The following is a 16323-nucleotide window of genomic DNA, read 5'->3' as shown; positions in this document are numbered from 1 at the left end:
GCGTAATGGGCATGCCGGTCTCGGGCTCAGGGGGAATTGATAATAAGATAGCCCAGCGAGGACGGGGGTGATACAATACGAGAGCGGTTTTTGAAGATCCCTCACCGTACCCACGGACTCAACGGACGCCGATCATGCGACGCACCATCCCCGCTCTCATTCTGCTCCTTGCCACCCTCCCCAGCGCCGCTCCCGCACAGGGGGCCCGCCAGCCCACGGGCAATGTGGTGCCGGGGATTGAGGTTTTGCTCAAGGACTCGCTGCACCTCATCCGCGGCAAGCGGGTTGGGCTCCTGACCAATCATTCTGGACGTGATCGGAAGGGGACAAGCACCATCGACCTGCTCTTCCGCGCTCCCGGCGTGAAACTCACGGCGCTGTTTGGTCCGGAGCACGGGCTGCGTGGTGTGGCCAAGGCGGGGGAGAAGGTCGCGTCCACGGTGGATTCGGCGACTGGTGTTCCCATTTATTCGCTCTTCGGCGATGTGTCGGTGCCGACCCCAGAGATGCTGAAGGATGTCGATGTGCTGCTCTACGACATTCAGGATGTCGGCGCCCGCGTCTACACCTTCCAGTGGACGCTCGCCAACATGGCGGCGGCGGCAAAAAAGCCGATCATTATTCTCGACCGCCCAGACCCCATTCGCGCGGACCGCGTGGAAGGGAATATTCTCGATCCCAAGTTTGCCTCGCTCGTTGGGCAGCACCCCGTGGCGTTGCGTTACGGCCTCACGCCGGGCGAACTGCTCAAGTACCTCGTGGGCGAAAAACTCATCGACGCCAAGGTGATGGTGGTGCCGATGCAGAACTATCGGCGCTCGCAGTGGTTTGACGAAACGGGAATCCCGTGGGTGAACCCGTCGCCGAACTTGCGCACGCTCGACGCCTCGTTGCTCTACCCAGGCACGGTGCTCTTTGAGGGCACGAGTGCCACTGAAGGGCGTGGCACCGACGACCCGTTTACGCTGATCGGCGCGAGTTGGCTCACGGATGCCGGTGCGATTGCCGCGGAACTCAATGCGCGCAAACTGCCAGGCGTCCACTTCGATTCCACGTCACGTGCCATCGAAGCGGGCTACAAGTTTGGCGGGCAAACCATTCCGATGATCAAGGTGCGCGTCACCGACCGTAACGTCGTGCGCCCCGTGGAACTCGGCATCCGCATGCTCGCGGCGATTCAGGCACGACACAAGGCGGATTTTACCTGGCGCGAGAAGTCCATTGATCGCCTCGGCGGCACCGACCAGCTCCGCATGGCCGTCGATCAAGGCACGGTGGACGCATTGCTCGTACGCTGGGCGGCTGATGAAAAACTGTTCGCACAGAAAATCAAACCATACCTGATCTACAAGTGAGGGCGCGCGCGGGGGTACTCACGCGCGCCATCGTTGCGCTGATGGTCGGCGCGCTGTCCACTGCGGCGGCGCAGCAGGGCGCCCCCGCGCTCGACTCGCCAGGATTGCGACTCGCGCTCTCGGCGACCGACGGGCATGTGCAGTCGCTTACCGATTCGCACCAGCGGCAGCTCGCCGGTGGCGACCGCGACGTGACGGGGCTCTGGTCGCTCGACATTGCAGATGCCGCGCCGGTCACTGCCGCGCAGGCAGGACGGTTTTCGTGGCGCCGCCTCAGCGGGAGTCGCGGACTTGAGCTGACCTGGGACCAGTTCGCGCGCTCGGCAACGTTGCGTGTGATTGCCACGGTGCAACTCCGCGCCGACAGCACATCCGCGTGGCGCATTCGCGTAGAGGGGACGCGCGCACTGCCCGTGGAAGTCGTGCATTTTCCGCGGATCTCGGGCATCGCGAAACTCGGCGAACACGAGCAACTCGTGGTGCCGCAGTGGATGGGGCAGATGGCGCGCGATCCGCGAAAGTTGTTGGCCGGTTCTGGGCCTGCGGGACGTCGCATCGAGTGGGTCTACCCAGGCGCGCTTTCACTGCAGGAGATTTCGCTCACCGCGCCGCCAACCGGTGGGCTGTACTTTGCGGCGAACGACACGCTCGCGTACCGCAAGTCGTTCGCGCTCTGGGGAGAGCCCGGTGGTTCGGCGGGCTTTGAGATGACACATCTACCGTCGAACCCTGGGCACGACGATAGCTACGCCACCAGCTATGACGCGCTGGTAGGTGCCATCGACGGCGACTGGCTCAACGCCGCAGAACGATATCGCGCGTGGGGCACCAAACAGTACTGGGCACGTGAGAGCCGTCTCGCCACACGCCGTACCCCCGCGTGGGTGCGTGAAACCGGAATCTGGGAATGGAATCGCGGCCGCTCGGACGCCGTGCTCGCCCCCGCGGCCCTTCTACAGAACGACGCCAAGCTGCCGGTGAGTGTGTTCTGGCATTGGTGGCACAACGGCCCCTACGACACGAGCTTCCCCGACTACCTGCCGCCGCGCGAAGGCGCGGAGCCATTCACGAAGGCCGTGCGCGCGGCTAAGCAGAAGGGTTTGCATTCGATTGTTTATATGAATCAGCGGCTCTGGTGTCTCCCCACGCCGAGTTGGAAAAGCGAGAACGCCGAACGCTGGGCGGTGCGTGAGCGCGACGGGAAAGTGCGCACCGAGGTCTACAATGTGTTTGATCCGCAGCCGTGCGCGACTATGGACATTTCCACCTCGTTCTGGCGCGACAAGTACGCCGGCATCGCCGACACGGTGATGCATCAGTACGGACTCGACGGCATCTATATGGACCAAGCCGTCCTCAGCTTGGTCTGCTGGAATCCGGACCACGGGCACCCCGTGGGTGGCGGTCACTACTGGATGGACGGTTTCCGTTTGCTCGCCAAGGACCTGCGCCGTCGCGGCGGTACGCTGCCCTTTGGTTTTGCCGGCGAAGGCGGTGGCGAAAGTTGGTTGCCTGACCTCGATGCCTTTCTGACGCTGCAAGTGAGTCAGGAGCGGTACGCCGACCCCGCGAGCGGTTGGGAAGTGGTGCCGCTCTTTCAGGCGGTGTATCACCAGTACGCCGTGACGTACGGAACATACGGATCGCTGACCTATCCTCCGTACGACGAACTGTGGCCGGCGGAGCTTCGTCCAGCGAATGCGCTCACGCTGCTCGACCGTGCCTATCGTGGTCAGTTCTTTTTGGAGCAGGCGCGGATGTTCGTGTGGGGGATGCAGCCGACTATCGCGAACTTTTTGCCCGAACAGTTGACGGAGCGTCGCGCCGAGATGGATTATCTCGAGAAGCTCGCGCGTCTCCGGTATGGCCTGCGCGATTTCTTTCTCGACGGGACCTTTCTGCGTGCGCCGGACATCGACGTGCCGACTGTGGATGTGCGCCTCTCGCGCATCTCGATTTACGCCGCGCGGCGGGGCGGGCCGGTGGAGGCGCACCTGACCTCTCCGGCGGTGCTCTCTTCCGCTTGGAAGGCCCGTGACGGCCGCGTCGCGCTAGCGCTGGTGCGCATCACCGATGATTCCGGTGCAGTGCGCGTGCGCATCGATGGTGCACGGTATGGCGTGGGGGTGGGCACCAAGATCGTGCGGCACGATGCAAGCGGTGTACGAACCATCGGAACGCTCGGTGCTGGGATCACGAGCCTTGAGGTGCCGATGGCAGGGCTGGAAGGCGTGGTACTGGAATTGAAGCCCGCCGCGCGATGAACGGACAACGGTAAACGGTCAACCGTCTACGACTGATAACGCAGTCGCGATCGATAAGACCCAAACAACAAGAACGGCGGAGCAGCTCAACGCTGCCCCGCCGTTCTTGTTGTTCTACTCAAACGGTCAACCCACTGCGGTAGTCCTTACCAATCGATCCGCATCCCCACCTGCGCCTGCCGCGCCGCATACGCACCGGTCGGCACGCCGTACGATGCCACGCCAGTTCCCGTAGCCGTGAACTGCGTGGAGCCGTACGAGAGGTTGCTGCTCCAGTTGAACAGATTGAAGATTTCAGCCGAGAAGCTGATCTTTTTTCCGTCGATCGTCCAGAGCGGACGCGAGAGGCGGACGTCAACCGTGCGATACCAGTTGTCCCACTTCTCCGACGGGCGAACCGTACGGATACCCGTCGACGACGTGGTGCCACCGGTGTAGTCGTCGCCGGTGATGTTGTCGCCGTTGATGTCGCGGCCGTCGATGCTCGTGTACGGGCGCGGGCTCGCGATCGTTGCGATCGTGGAGAGCATAAAGCCGAACGGAATCGGGCTGACTTCCGAGAGCACCAGGCGGTGCCGCTCGTCACCGGTCGTGCGCTGCGAGTTGAACAGGAACGGCAGGGCGAAGTTCGGCAGAGCAGCCGTGTCGAAGTTGCCTTCGTACCAGCCGAGGGTGTAGGCAAGGTTCACGCGGGTCTTGCCGCGCTGCCAAGTAGCCGACACGAGGAACGCCGAGTAGTCGGCGACGCCGATGTCGTCCCACAGAATAATGTCGCCGTACTTCGCCGTCAGCATGCGCGTTCCAACCGGCACCGGCCCGGACGCGTTCTTGTTCACGTAGTTCGGGTTGCGCTGCACGTAGAGGTTCGTGAGATGCTGACGCACGTAGTCGACGTTCACACCGAACTCGCTCGTGAACTGATGGCCGACGCCCAGCGACATCTGCTGGTTCTGCGGCGTCTTCATGTCATGCTTGATCAAAATCGGCGCCGGCGAGCCCGACTGGCCAGCCAACACGCGAGCCTTGAGCACCGCCGGATCGAGCGTCGGCAGATTGGTCGTGTTGTTGAACGTGAAGTTGTACGTCCGCCACGTCGAGTTCTTGCGCTCCTGGAACCCAATGAAGCTCGTGACGCGATCGTAGATGATGCCGAAGCCACCGCGAACGAACGTCTTGTTGTTCCGCAGCGGATCCCACGAGAAGGCAAAGCGCGGCGAGAAGTTGCCGAGCTGGTTCTTGCGGTTGCCGAGGTTCAGGTAGTCCGCGAACTGCGGAATAGCCTGCAACACAGGATCGGTGGCCCACGGCACCGTGTACTTGTTGTTCATCGTGTTGAACTCAGCATCGTGGCGAATGCCAATGCTGAACGTCAGGTTGTCCTGCAGGCGCCATTCGTCGTTGATGTACAACCCCGTGACGATGCCCGTAGCGCTCGCCTTGGCATCGCTGATGCCGTTCGGGTCGGTAAAGCCGACCGCGATTGACGCCGTATTCGGGAGCGTCGACGTGTCCGTCAGAAAGTTGAACGAACCGTCCTTGTTGTTCGGGAACGTCTGGCTGGCCGAGATCTGACTGATTTCGACGCCCGCCTTGATGACGTGCGAACCGGAGGCATTGTCGATGTTCCACGTGGCGCGATCTACCGCACGCAAATGGAGTTCGTTCAGGATGAGCGGGAAGCCCGACGTCCCAAAGACGATGCCCGGGTAGGTCAACTGCGGGCCGGGCTTGAGCGGCGCTTCGTTGTGATCCCAGCTCACGAGCTGAAGACTGGCCTCATTCACGAAGTTGCCACCCTTGTCCAGATACCGCTGGCGCAGCTGCGCCGTGTAGATCTTGTAGTCCTGCGAGATGCCGCCGTCCTGCGATACGCGGGCGCCGAAGTTGCCTTCACCCTTGAGGAAACGGGCGGAGATCATCGCGTCATACGTCGTCTGCGCGTCCTGCACATAGGTCAGGCGCGTGAACAGCGTGTGGTTCTTGTTGGGGGCGAGGAACGAACCCTTGTACTTCGAGGTCGTCCAGGCGCCGCTGGTCGGAATCACGTCGAGGTAGAAATCGGTCGACGCCAGCTCGTAGCTGGCCGCAAGGAAGAGCTTGTTCTTGATGAGCGGACCACGGATGTTCAGGCCGAGCTGCTCACGGCCGAAGTTCGGCAGTGCCGCCTGGAACGCATTCTTGGTGATGAGCGACTTGTTCTGGAAAAAGCCAAACGCCGAGCCTTCCCACTTGTTGGTGCCGCGGCGGCTTTCGGCGCTAATCACATACGAGCCCGCGCGCGAATACTCGGCGTCATACGGGTTCACAAACACGCGGAACTGTTCCAGCGCTTCCTGCGGGAGCGGCGAACCCGTCTGGCCGAGGCCGACGATGTTGCCGTTGTACAGGCTCTTCATTTCGACGCCGTCCATGTAGACGTTGAAGAAGCGAAGATCCGGCGCGCCGCCCGACGTCGGCAACGTGCGGCCCGACTGCGGCGCGTACGTCTTGATGCCGGGGGCGATGCCGGCGAGGTTCATGATGCCGCGCGAGTTCAGCGGGAGGTTCTCGATTTCTTCCTTGAGAACCGGCGCTGATACGGACAGGCGCTGCACTTCCACCTGCTTCACCCGCTCGCCCATGACGGTGGTGGCGGACAGCTCCGCAACACCCTTCTCCATCAGGAACTCCAAACGGGCGCGCTGGCCGATCACGAGCTGGACGGTTTCGGAGAGCGGCTTGTAGCCGATCATCCGCACCGTCACGGTGTAGTTACCGGCAAAGAGGCCGAGCACGCGGAACTCACCGCTGGCACGCGACAGGGCGCGGGCCGTTTCCTGCGTGGCGACATTCACCACGGTCACCTGGGCGCCCTGGAGTGGGCCGGCCTCAGACTTTACCACACCCTCGAGGGTGATGGTGTTTTGAGCGAGGAGCGCCCTCGAACTGCCGGCAATCGCCAACAGCGCGAGTAACAACGCTTTGTAGCTGGACTTCATCGGGTGCCTCCGAATAGGGGTAGGGAGGTGGGGGGCTGCAACTGCGGGGTGGGTGGCCGCCACGCGTCGCCAAAAGCTCGACGCTTTGTAACGGATTAGATACATAATAGAATAAAGGAGCCCGTGATGCCACCCTAACCGTGCCCGCCGTGAGCTATCAGCGCAGAGTAATTTCCGCAGCCCTTACCTCCGTAATCCTTTGGGGAGTTGCTCGGCCCGTACAGGCGCAGCAGGCGGACACAATTTCTCGGCGTACGGTGGCTCCCGGCGTGACCTACAGCCGGTTCGTGCGCCTCGGCGGGCCGTGGATTGTCAACGTGCTGACGGTGGATCTGCGCCGCCCCGATCTCACCCTGCGGCATGCGCGCGCGCACGATCAACTGCGCACCCGTGAGCGCACCTCCGACATGGCGCGTCGCCCGCAAAACCCCGGTGATGTGGTGCTCGCTGCCGTCAACGCCGATTTCTTTGACCTCAAAACGGGCGAGAACGAAAACAATCAAGTGATTGACGGTGAGTGGTGGAAAGGCGTGAAGGTCACCGAGTCTCCGTTCGGCACTTTTCATAACGTGCACGCACAGTTCGGCCTCGACTCCGCGAATCGCCCCTTGATCGACCGATTTGTTTTTGAAGGATCAGCCCGAACCGCACGCGCGAAGTTCACGCTCATTTCGCTCAACGGCGTGGTGACCGGTCCCGAGGGGACGGCACTTTTCACCTACCGTGCCGGCGCGAACGTGCCGCGTGACACCATCCGACCGGTGACCGAGGCGCCGTTGCGCTTCGCGGCGCGCCGTGGCGATACCACGGTCTACGTGCGTCAGGGCCCAGTTCGCGCGGTGTCCGGCGGGGAGATTCCGGTGCAGGGGGCGGTATTGGTGGGCTACGGTGCCACCGCCAAGGACATCGCCGGCGTCGGTGAAGGGGAGACGGTCTACGTGTCGCTTCATGCGGCCCCACTGCCCCCGCAAACCCCGCTAGCGCAGCTCGCGGGCGGCTGGCCGCGCATCCTCCGTGACGGCGTCAATATTGCCGCCAACTCCGCCACCGAAGAGGGCACCATCGCGCGAAACGCGATGGCCCGTCATCCACGTACGGTGGTTGGGTTTTCCCGAGATAGCTCAACCTTGTACCTTGTGACGGTGGATGGGCGCTCCACCAAGAGCGTGGGCATGACGACCGTCGAACTCGCCGATCTCCTGCTGGATATTGGCGCGTGGCAAGCGCTGAATTTTGACGGCGGCGGCTCAACCGCCATGTGGGTGCAGGGCACCGTGGTGAACTCGCCGACCGATCCGACCGGCGAGCGCGAAGTCGGTAATGCGCTCCTGCTCGTGCAAACTCGTCCCCGTCCCCCGAGGGTCAAGCGTTGAAGCGTTCCCGCAATGTGGTGCTTGGGCTGGTGCCGTCACTCGTCGCTGTGGCCTGCGGCCACGCGCCGCCGCCGGATCCCTGCGAACCGTCGTTCTATTCGGCGGAGGCCTGTCAGTACGCCATCGAACATCGCGGCTACTATCACGATGGCGTGTTCTTTCCGCACGTCTATCCGTATCCGATGCTCTACTACAACAGCGGATACAGCACCTATCTCTCGCGTGGCGGGCGACCGACCGCGATTGGCGCCGAGCACTATAGCCCCACGTATCGAGGTGGCGGGGCGATTGGCGGCAGCGCCGGTACGGTGCGTGGTGGCTTCGGCGGCTCAGGCGCCGCGCACGCCAGCGGCGCGGGCTCCTAATGAAACGACTGTCTTGCTCGCCGCGCCTCGACTGGCAGAAAAAAGTTGAGGCCCGCGGACTCTCGTGGCACACGCCGGACGAGATTCCCTATTGGGCTGAGGGCACGTACTACACGTTCGATGCCGATGAAATCGAACGCATCGAGCGCGCGACCAACGACCTGCACGCCCGCTGCCTCGAAGCGGTGCAGCATGTGATCGACGAAAAACGCTACGCCGAGCTGCGCATTCCTGAGGCGGCGGTGCCGCTGATTGAGCGGAGTTGGAAAGAAGAGCCGCCCTCGGTCTTCGGCCGCTTTGATCTGGCCTACGATGGCGTGAGTCCGCCGAAGATGCTCGAGTATAATGCCGATACGCCGACGTCGCTGCTCGAGGCGGCCGTTATTCAATGGGACTGGCTGCACGACGTGTTCGCCGGCAAAGATCAGTTCAACTCGATTCACGAACGACTCGTGGAGCTGTGGCGATCGTTCGGCCCCTATCTGCCGACGCCGGGACCTGAGGGGCACATCGTACACTTTGCCGCCATGGACGATCGCGAAGATGGCATGACCGTTGGCTATCTCGCCGACACGGCCTCGCACGCGGGGTTCGGCACGCGGCTCGTCAGCATCGCCGACATTGGTTGGAACGCCACGGACCGCGAGTTCCGCGGTGGGAACGACGAAAAAATCGCGACGCTCTTCAAACTCTACCCGTGGGAGTGGATGCTCTCGGAACAGTTCGGCGAATTTGTGACGCAGAGCGACACGATGTTTATTGAGCCGCCCTGGAAAATGATTCTCTCCAACAAGGGAATTCTTCCCATTCTCTGGGAACTCTTTCCCGACTCACCGTATCTCGTCCCCGCGTACTTCGACGAACCACGAGACATGTTCGAATGGGTGAAGAAGCCACTGTTCTCGCGCGAAGGCGCGAACGTGACCGTGCATACGATGCAGGACCACCTCGAAGGACACGGCAACTACGGCTCCGAGGGCTTTGTGTTCCAGCAGCTCGCTCCGATTCAAGTGTTCGACGGCGTGCGCCCGGTGATAGGGAGTTGGATAATTGGACAAGAAGCCGCTGGAATGGGGATTCGTGAATCGGACGGCTGGGTGACGGGCAACACCTCGCGGTTCGTGCCGCACTTCTTTACGGCATAGCCGGAATACGGCGCTTGTTGGACGCCGTGAAAGCGTCGGCGCTCAAGTCGCGCGAATCGTATGGCAAGCAAAACGGGGAGCCCGCGTCGGATACGCGGGCTCCCCGTTTTGTGTGCGTACCACAGGCGACTACATCGCGACCTTGGGCTTCGGCACAATCACGCCTTGGATCTGCGCCTCTTGTAGCAGCTTGTTGAACGCGGCCACGTCGGTGTTTTCCAGTCGATCAATTTCCGCCCGTAACGCCGCCCACTTCTTTTCGAGTTCCACAAAGCGCTCGCGCATCGGCTGGGTGAGCGCGTCGTTGCCTTCGATGTTGCCGAGGAGGAAGGCGTATTGTGCGTTCATGCCGTTACGGTAGTTGATCACGTCTTGCCCGTTGGCCGCTTTGGTGGAGAGGCGCGGGTCGAGAGCGTCAGAGGTGCCAGCGATTGCATTGCCCTTTTCGGCGATGACCTTGGCGGTCGGTGCGTCCTTCGCGCGATCCACGAAGGCATTGACCTGCTCCTTGATGTCCCGCACTCGGAGAAGGGCGTCGTGAATGTCGGTCAACCGCGCATGCACGGCGCGGGAGAGTGAGTCACGAGCCGCGACCTCGGCGGCGGTCGCGGTCGAGCGCGGGTCTGCGCGCACGTCGAACGATTGCGTCTGCACCGAGGTGCCGATGGTCAGGCGAACCTGATAACGGCCCGGCGGCAACTGATAGCCCGACGTGCCGCCGCCCCACACGGTGATGTTGCCGGGCAGTGCCGTGGGTGCTTCGCTGCGAATATCCCACTGGAAGGCGTTGAGTCCCGCCTTGGGACTGAACGCAGGGCTGTCGCTGCGGCCGCGTCCCTTCACCGGCGGCGCGGCGGCGGCCTTGGCGTATTTGCGCAGTACCACGCCGCGCGCATCGAGGAACTCAAGCGTTGTGGTCGCGGATGAGTCCGGCGCCTTGGCGAGCGAGAAATAGACGGTCGCCCCTGGTGCGGGATTCTTGCCGATGCCAGGCATCGGCATCACGCCGCCCGGCACCAGCAACGCCTGGCGCGGCGTAAAGAGATGCACGTCGCGCTTGGCAATCTCTTCGCTGAGCTGACGCACGGGACTCAGGTCGTCGAGCGCCCAGAAGGCGCGCCCTTCGGTGGAGGCGTACAAGTTGCCGTGGCGCACTTCCAGCCCCGTCACCGGCGTCACCGGCAGGTTCTGCGAGAACGACTGCCAATGCGCCCCTGCATCAAACGAGAGGTACGCGCCGGTTTCCGTGCCTGCGTAGAGCAAGCCGCGTCGTTCGGGGTCTTCGCGAATCACACGAACGGGCTCGCCGTCACGCAGTCCGGTGTTGATGCGCGTCCACGTCTTGCCGTAGTCGGTGGATTTCATGGCGTAGGGCGCGTAATCGCCGCGACGATCTAAGCGGTACGCGAGGTAGACGGTCGCTGGGTCATGCGGCGAGACCTCGAGTTCGTTCGAGAGACCAACAGCCAGCCCAGCGGGCGTGACATTGGTCCACGTCTTGCCGCCGTCGCGCGTGAGCTGCACGAGTCCATCGTCGGTGCCCACGTAGATCGTGTTCGCCTCGTGCGGCGATTCGGCGATGGTCACAATGGCGCCGTACACTTCGCCGCCCGCGCCTTCGTTGGTGAACGGCACACCGCCCACACCCTGGGTGCTCTTGTCGTTGCGCGTGAGGTCGGGGGAGATGGGTGTCCAGGTACGACCGCGGTCCGGCGAACGGAACAGCACGTTGCCGCCGTGATACACCACGTTCGCACTGTGTCGCGACACCACCGCCGGCGACGTCCAGTTGAACCGATACCGCGTCTGGTCGCTCGGCTCAGTGAGGTTGAGCTCGGGCCACGGCATGATCTGCCGGCGGAGCCCCGTCTGTGAATCCAACTCGTCGAGAATGCCCTGATAGCATCCGCCGTATACATACCGCGGCGTCTTGCGATCGACGCCAATGTTCGCGCTTTCGCAGCCGGGGCCTTCGGTCCAATCGGCCGGCGTGATGCCAAATCCGTCGGTGCGGCTCTTGATGATGACGGACGTATTGTCCTGCTGGCCGCTATAAAGCCGGTACGGGTAGACGTCGTCGACGATCACATGATAAAACTGCGCCGTCGGTTGGTTGTCCTGTGTGCTCCAGCTTTTCGCGCCGTCAAGCGTGATGGCAGCGCCGCCGTCGTTGGCGTTCACCATGTAGCGCGAGTCGCGCGGGTTCACCCACAACTGGTGGTTGTCGCCGTGGAGTGAGTTGAGCGTTGTGAAGGTTGCGCCGCCGTCAATCGACTTCATGATCGGCGCGTTGATGGCGTAGACCACGTTTTCGTTCTGCGGATCGGCCGTCACGTTCATGTAGTACCAGCTGCGCGTGACGAGATCGCGCTGTTCCGAGAGCAACTTCCACGTGGCGCCCGCATCGTCGGACCGGTACATGCCGCTCTTCTCGGCTTCGATAATCGCGTACACACGTTCCGGATTCGCCGGCGAGACCGCCACGCCAATCTTGCCCATCAATGCGGGCAACCCGCCGCCGGTGAGCCGCTTCCAAGTGTCGCCGCCGTCGGTGCTCTTCCAGAGCCCGCTTCCTGGGCCGCCCGAGCGCACCTGCCACGGCAGACGCTGGTGATCCCAAAAGGCGGCGTAGAGAATGCGCGGGTTGGTGGCGTCCATCGACAGATCACTCGCGCCACTCGTGGCGTTATCGCCCTTGAGCACGAGCGTCCACGACTTGCCGCCATCGGTGGAGCGATAAATGCCGCGGTCCGCCGTCCCCTTCCAGCGGTCCCCCTGCGCGGCCACGTACACCACATCTGGGTTTTGCGGATGAATGCGTACCTGCGAGATCTGCTTGGTTGCCGCGAGGCCCACGTGCTTCCACGTTTTGCCCGCATCGGTGCTCTTGTATACCCCGTCGCCGAAGCTCGACGACTGTCCGCGAATCGCGTGCTCTCCCGTGCCGACATACAGCACGTTCACATCCGACTCCGCCACGGCAATCGCGCCAATCGAGCTCGTGCGGAAGAATCCGTCGGAAATGTTGCGCCACGTGTGGCCGGCGTCATCGGTCTTCCAAACGCCACCTCCCGTGTAACCCGCGTAGTACACGTAGGGCTGCGCGGCTACGCCAGCAACAGCATTCGCGCGACCGCCGCGGAACGGACCGACGTTGCGCCACTGGAGCGCGCGAAAGAGCGACGAGTCATAGCCCACGGCTACCGGCGTGCGTTGCTGTGCAGCAAGCGGCCGCACCGGGGCGCCAGCGGCGCCAATAGTGGCGAGAATGACAGTGAGTCGGGCGACGCGGAACACGGACACAGGAAGACTCCAGTGTGAGTGGGAACTCGGCGGTGCGCGGCATCACATGGCGTGTCCACCGCGACAGAAGCATAGCGCAGATTCGGCGACATCGCACTCCGCACCGGTCCGTGATAGCTTCCCTCACATGACCCTCTCCCTTCGAATCGTTCCGCGCTCAGCCGTGCGCACGCCGGGCGCCATGCGTGCTGTCGCCCTGAGCCTCGCCCTCCTCGGCTCCCCAGCCGCCGCCCACGCGCAGCGCGCGCCAGCACTTCCTGCGCTCGATTCTGCGCGCCTCGTGGCCGACCTCTCCGCGCTCTCTGCCGATTCCATGGAAGGGCGTCGCGTGGGCACTCCCGGCGGGGCTCGCGCCCGCGCCTGGCTCCAGCGTGCCATCATACGCATCGGATTGGTGCCCGCGGCGGACAGCTTTGCCCAGCCGTTTTCCTTCTCCGGCCGCGGTGGCACCGCGACCAACGGCGTGAATATGGTGGCGATCGTGCGCGGCACCGCTCATCCGGATCGCTACATCGTGGCGTCGGCGCACTATGATCACGTCGGCATGCGCTCGCCCGGCGTGAACGGCGATACCATCTACAACGGCGCGGACGACAACGCCTCCGGCACCACCGCGCTCCTCGCCATTGCAGCGTGGGTCAAGGCGCACCCGCCCGAGAACAGCATCATCTTCGCCTGGTTTGACGGCGAGGAATCCGGCGAACGCGGTGCGCGGGCGTTTGTGGAACATCCCCCCGTTCCGCTCGAGAAGATCATGGCCAACGTGAATCTCGACATGGTCGGGCGCAACGTGAAGGGCGAACTCTATGCGGCTGGCGCGACGCCCTTTCCTGTGATGCGACCGCTCGTCGAGGCCACGGCGAAGGTCGCTGAGGTGAAGCTCCTGCTCGGACACGACTCCGGTGTTGGGCAGAACAACTGGACGAATCAGTCGGACCAGGGCGCGTTCAACGACAAGAAAATCCCGTGGGTTTACTTTGGCGTCGAGGATCACCCGGACTATCACAAGCCGAGTGATGAGTTCTCCCGAATCGAGCCGGCATTTTTTGTGCGGGCGGCGCGCACCGTGGCGGACTTTGTGCGGCGGCTCGACGCGGGGCTTGATGGCGTAGCCACCGCGCGCGCCGCGGCAAAGGCGCCCTAAGCGATCCTCAGCGGTCTAGACACCGAGCCCCACTCGTCTCAGCGGTATTGAAATGCTCAAGCGCCGGGAGCGTCGTGAACGACGACCCCCGGCGCTTGTCGTTTGACTGGCGCGTGAGCGCCCTGCCACGTTGCCGCTCGATTAGAACGACGTGACGACCGACAACATCACCGATCGACCCGGCTCCGGACGGAAGAACGTCGAGTTCGCCGCCTCGGCGTATAGCACGTTGGTCACGTTGTTCACGGTGAGCGACAGGTCCTGACGGACATTGCCCACCGCCCAGCCGCGAACGCCCGCGCGCAGGAGCTGCGTCGTGAAGGCCGGCAACACCGGCCCGATCGCACTGGCACCAACCTGAATGTCTTTCTGTTCGCCGTTGTGACGCACGGCGTACTCTCCCCAGAAGCGGCCGCTCACACTGCGCCAGCCCAGTGACAGATTCAGCTTCTGCGAATAGGTGTCGCCCACCGGCACGGTCGGGTTGAGCACGTTCTTGGTCTTGACGGTCGACCAGTTCACGCCCGCCGTCATACCATTGCCCAACGGTACGTCCGCGGCGATCTCGGCGCCGTCGGTCCGGAGCGCGGCTACGTTCGTGTTCTGGTAGACGGGCAGCCCACTCTGCTTGGCGCCGGTTGGTACGGTCTGAATGCCGTCGGTGATCTTGCTCTGGAAAATGAACGCTTCGAGGTTCATGCCCGCCATGCGCACTTTGGCACCGAGGTCAAAGTTGACGCTCGTTTCCGGCTGCAGATCCGGCGCGGCGACCTGGTACGCCGACCCTTCCGGCGTCGGACCATCGAAGTAACGTTCCACGAGGTTCGGCCAACGGAAGCCGCGTCCCACGCTCGCCACCAGCGACACATCGTCGGTGGCGCGATAGATGCTATTCACGGCGTACACGGTCGTGCTGTTGTTGTGATTGGTGACGCTCACGGTGCGCCCCGGCGTTTCACGCGGGTTGCTCGTCACGTCCTGAAAGCGCCCGCCAGCGATGATCGCGAGGCGGTCGGTCAGCTGCGTATTCGCCTGAACGAACACGCCGTAGCTCGTCAGCGAGGCGTTCGGCACCTGCGGCTTGTTGCTCGCAATTTTCATCGTCGGGCCGAACCCAATGATGGTCGTCAGGCTCGAATCGGTGCCTTCGCTCCGATCGTTGAAGAAATCCACGCCGTACGTGAGCACCGCACGCGACAGCACTTTTGTGGCCTCCACGCGACCGCCCACTGTGGCGAGGTCGGTGAAGTTGGCGGTTGAGATGCCGATGGTGGCATTCGGACCGGCCGGGACCAGAATGTCTTGAGCGAGGTCACGCTTGTTGCGCGATCCGTACGCGAGCACATCGACGCGGTCAAACAGCGCGCTCTGCACCGAGCCCGACTGCCAACCGGTGGTGAGCTTTTGGAAGTTCTGATGGGGGTAGCGAATGCGAATCTGCGTTGGATCGCCGCCAAGAATGCTCGGCGGCACGTAGCCAAAACCGGCGTCATCAGCGGCGTACTGCTCAGCACGCAGAAACGCACCAGCGCCCTTCTCGCCGCGCCAGCCCAGTTGCCCACGCACGTTGTGGTCGCGCACGCCACCGTCGAGCATCGTCGTGTTGGACTTGAGCGTCACTTTGCCAAAGGAACCGGCCGGCGCGTCGTAGTTTCCGGCGACGCGCGCCGCGCCGTTGAGTTCAAAGGCCCAGTGATCGTTGTGGCCGAGCAACATCGCTTCGGTGCGGCTCTGATCGCCCGCGCTGCCGAAACGGTAGCCCGCGCGCCCCGAGAGCCCAGAGGCTCCGGCAAACGACGGGGTGCGGGTAATGAGGTTGATCACGCCGCCGATGGCGTCGGAACCGTACAACACCGAGGCCGGGCCGCGGACGACTTCCACACGATCCACCGTCGATACGTCGACCAACGCCGGCAGTTCGCCGAAATCCTGCTGGCGACGCGCGTTGTTCAGGCGAAGGCCATCTTCGAGAAGCAGAATGCGCTGACCGCGCTGGCCGCGAATGCTCGGTCGCTGCTGATTCGTGCCGACACCGATCACGTCGGTGCCCGGCATTTCGCGCAGCAAGTCGGCCGCGGTATTGGGCTGTTTTTCACGGAGGCTCGCGCTGTCAATCACGCTGACCGGCGTGGGCACGTCGTGGACATTTGTTTTCTGTCGCGTGGCGGTCACGGTCACGGCCTGCAGGGCACGCGCCCGCGACGTGGTCGAATCGGTGTTGGCTTTATTCGCCGGTCCCTGCTGCGCGAACAGTGCGAGCGGGAGGGCGAGCGTCACGGCCGCAGTCGCGGCGCGTGTGAAGGAGTTCCGAATCATTGCCGTTTAGGGGCTAAAGGTGGTGCGAGCAGGTTACGGCTCGGTTCCCACCCTAACAATTCGGAGAGTTACGCAAGCAA

9 protein-coding genes are annotated in these 16323 nt (G+C 63.3%); 6 read left to right on the top strand and 3 right to left on the bottom strand.

The annotated features are described in order from the left end of the window. The first annotated feature begins 134 nt into the window (after window positions 1-134). Window positions 135-1355 carry a DUF1343 domain-containing protein gene (locus NTZ43_03595; GenBank protein MCX5766295.1) on the top strand — a complete coding sequence of 407 codons (1221 nt, stop codon included), beginning with the start codon at window positions 135-137 and terminating at the stop codon, window positions 1353-1355. Then, entirely contained in the window at window positions 1352-3619 is a 2268-nt protein-coding gene (locus NTZ43_03590; GenBank protein ID MCX5766294.1) for a DUF6259 domain-containing protein, read from the top strand. Before NTZ43_03595 ends, NTZ43_03590 begins: the two co-directional genes overlap by 4 nt. A gap of 146 nt (window positions 3620-3765) precedes the next feature. On the opposite strand, the gene NTZ43_03585 is transcribed toward NTZ43_03590, so the two are convergent. After that, the gene (locus NTZ43_03585) at window positions 3766-6597 is read right to left on the bottom strand and encodes a carboxypeptidase regulatory-like domain-containing protein (protein MCX5766293.1); all 2832 of its coding nucleotides are present in this window, start codon (window positions 6595-6597) and stop codon (window positions 3766-3768) included. A 269-nt stretch (window positions 6598-6866) separates the two neighbouring features. Between NTZ43_03585 and NTZ43_03580 the strand changes: the two genes are divergently transcribed. From NTZ43_03580 to NTZ43_03570, 3 genes are read left to right on the top strand one after another with little or no spacing between them, the layout of a single operon-like run. Further along, window positions 6867-7970 carry a phosphodiester glycosidase family protein gene (locus NTZ43_03580; GenBank protein MCX5766292.1) on the top strand — a complete coding sequence of 368 codons (1104 nt, stop codon included), beginning with the start codon at window positions 6867-6869 and terminating at the stop codon, window positions 7968-7970. Next, a complete protein-coding gene (locus NTZ43_03575; GenBank protein ID MCX5766291.1) occupies window positions 7967-8335 on the top strand; it encodes a hypothetical protein in 369 nt (122 codons plus the stop codon). The genes NTZ43_03580 and NTZ43_03575 overlap by 4 nt, the downstream gene beginning before the upstream one ends. Further along, entirely contained in the window at window positions 8335-9480 is a 1146-nt protein-coding gene (locus tag NTZ43_03570; protein ID MCX5766290.1) for a glutathionylspermidine synthase family protein, read from the top strand. The genes NTZ43_03575 and NTZ43_03570 overlap by 1 nt, the downstream gene beginning before the upstream one ends. Window positions 9481-9609: 129 nt before the next feature. Here the strand turns inward: NTZ43_03570 and NTZ43_03565 are convergent, their stop codons facing one another. Then, window positions 9610-12783, bottom strand: coding sequence for a glycosyl hydrolase (locus NTZ43_03565; protein ID MCX5766289.1), 3174 nt, complete (start codon window positions 12781-12783; stop codon window positions 9610-9612). A 127-nt stretch (window positions 12784-12910) separates the two neighbouring features. On the opposite strand from NTZ43_03565, the gene NTZ43_03560 reads away from it, so the two are divergent. Next, window positions 12911-13927, top strand: a complete 1017-nt coding sequence (locus NTZ43_03560) for a M28 family peptidase (protein ID MCX5766288.1) — start codon at window positions 12911-12913, stop codon at window positions 13925-13927. A 141-nt stretch (window positions 13928-14068) separates the two neighbouring features. Here the strand turns inward: NTZ43_03560 and NTZ43_03555 are convergent, their stop codons facing one another. Further along, entirely contained in the window at window positions 14069-16243 is a 2175-nt protein-coding gene (locus NTZ43_03555; protein ID MCX5766287.1) for a TonB-dependent receptor, read from the bottom strand. Window positions 16244-16323: the final 80 nt, after the last annotated feature.

It is taken from the genome of Gemmatimonadota bacterium (assembly GCA_026387915.1).
Classification (GTDB): Bacteria; Gemmatimonadota; Gemmatimonadetes; order Gemmatimonadales; family Gemmatimonadaceae; genus Fen-1231.
This window is presented reverse-complemented; position numbering and strand designations above follow the sequence as displayed.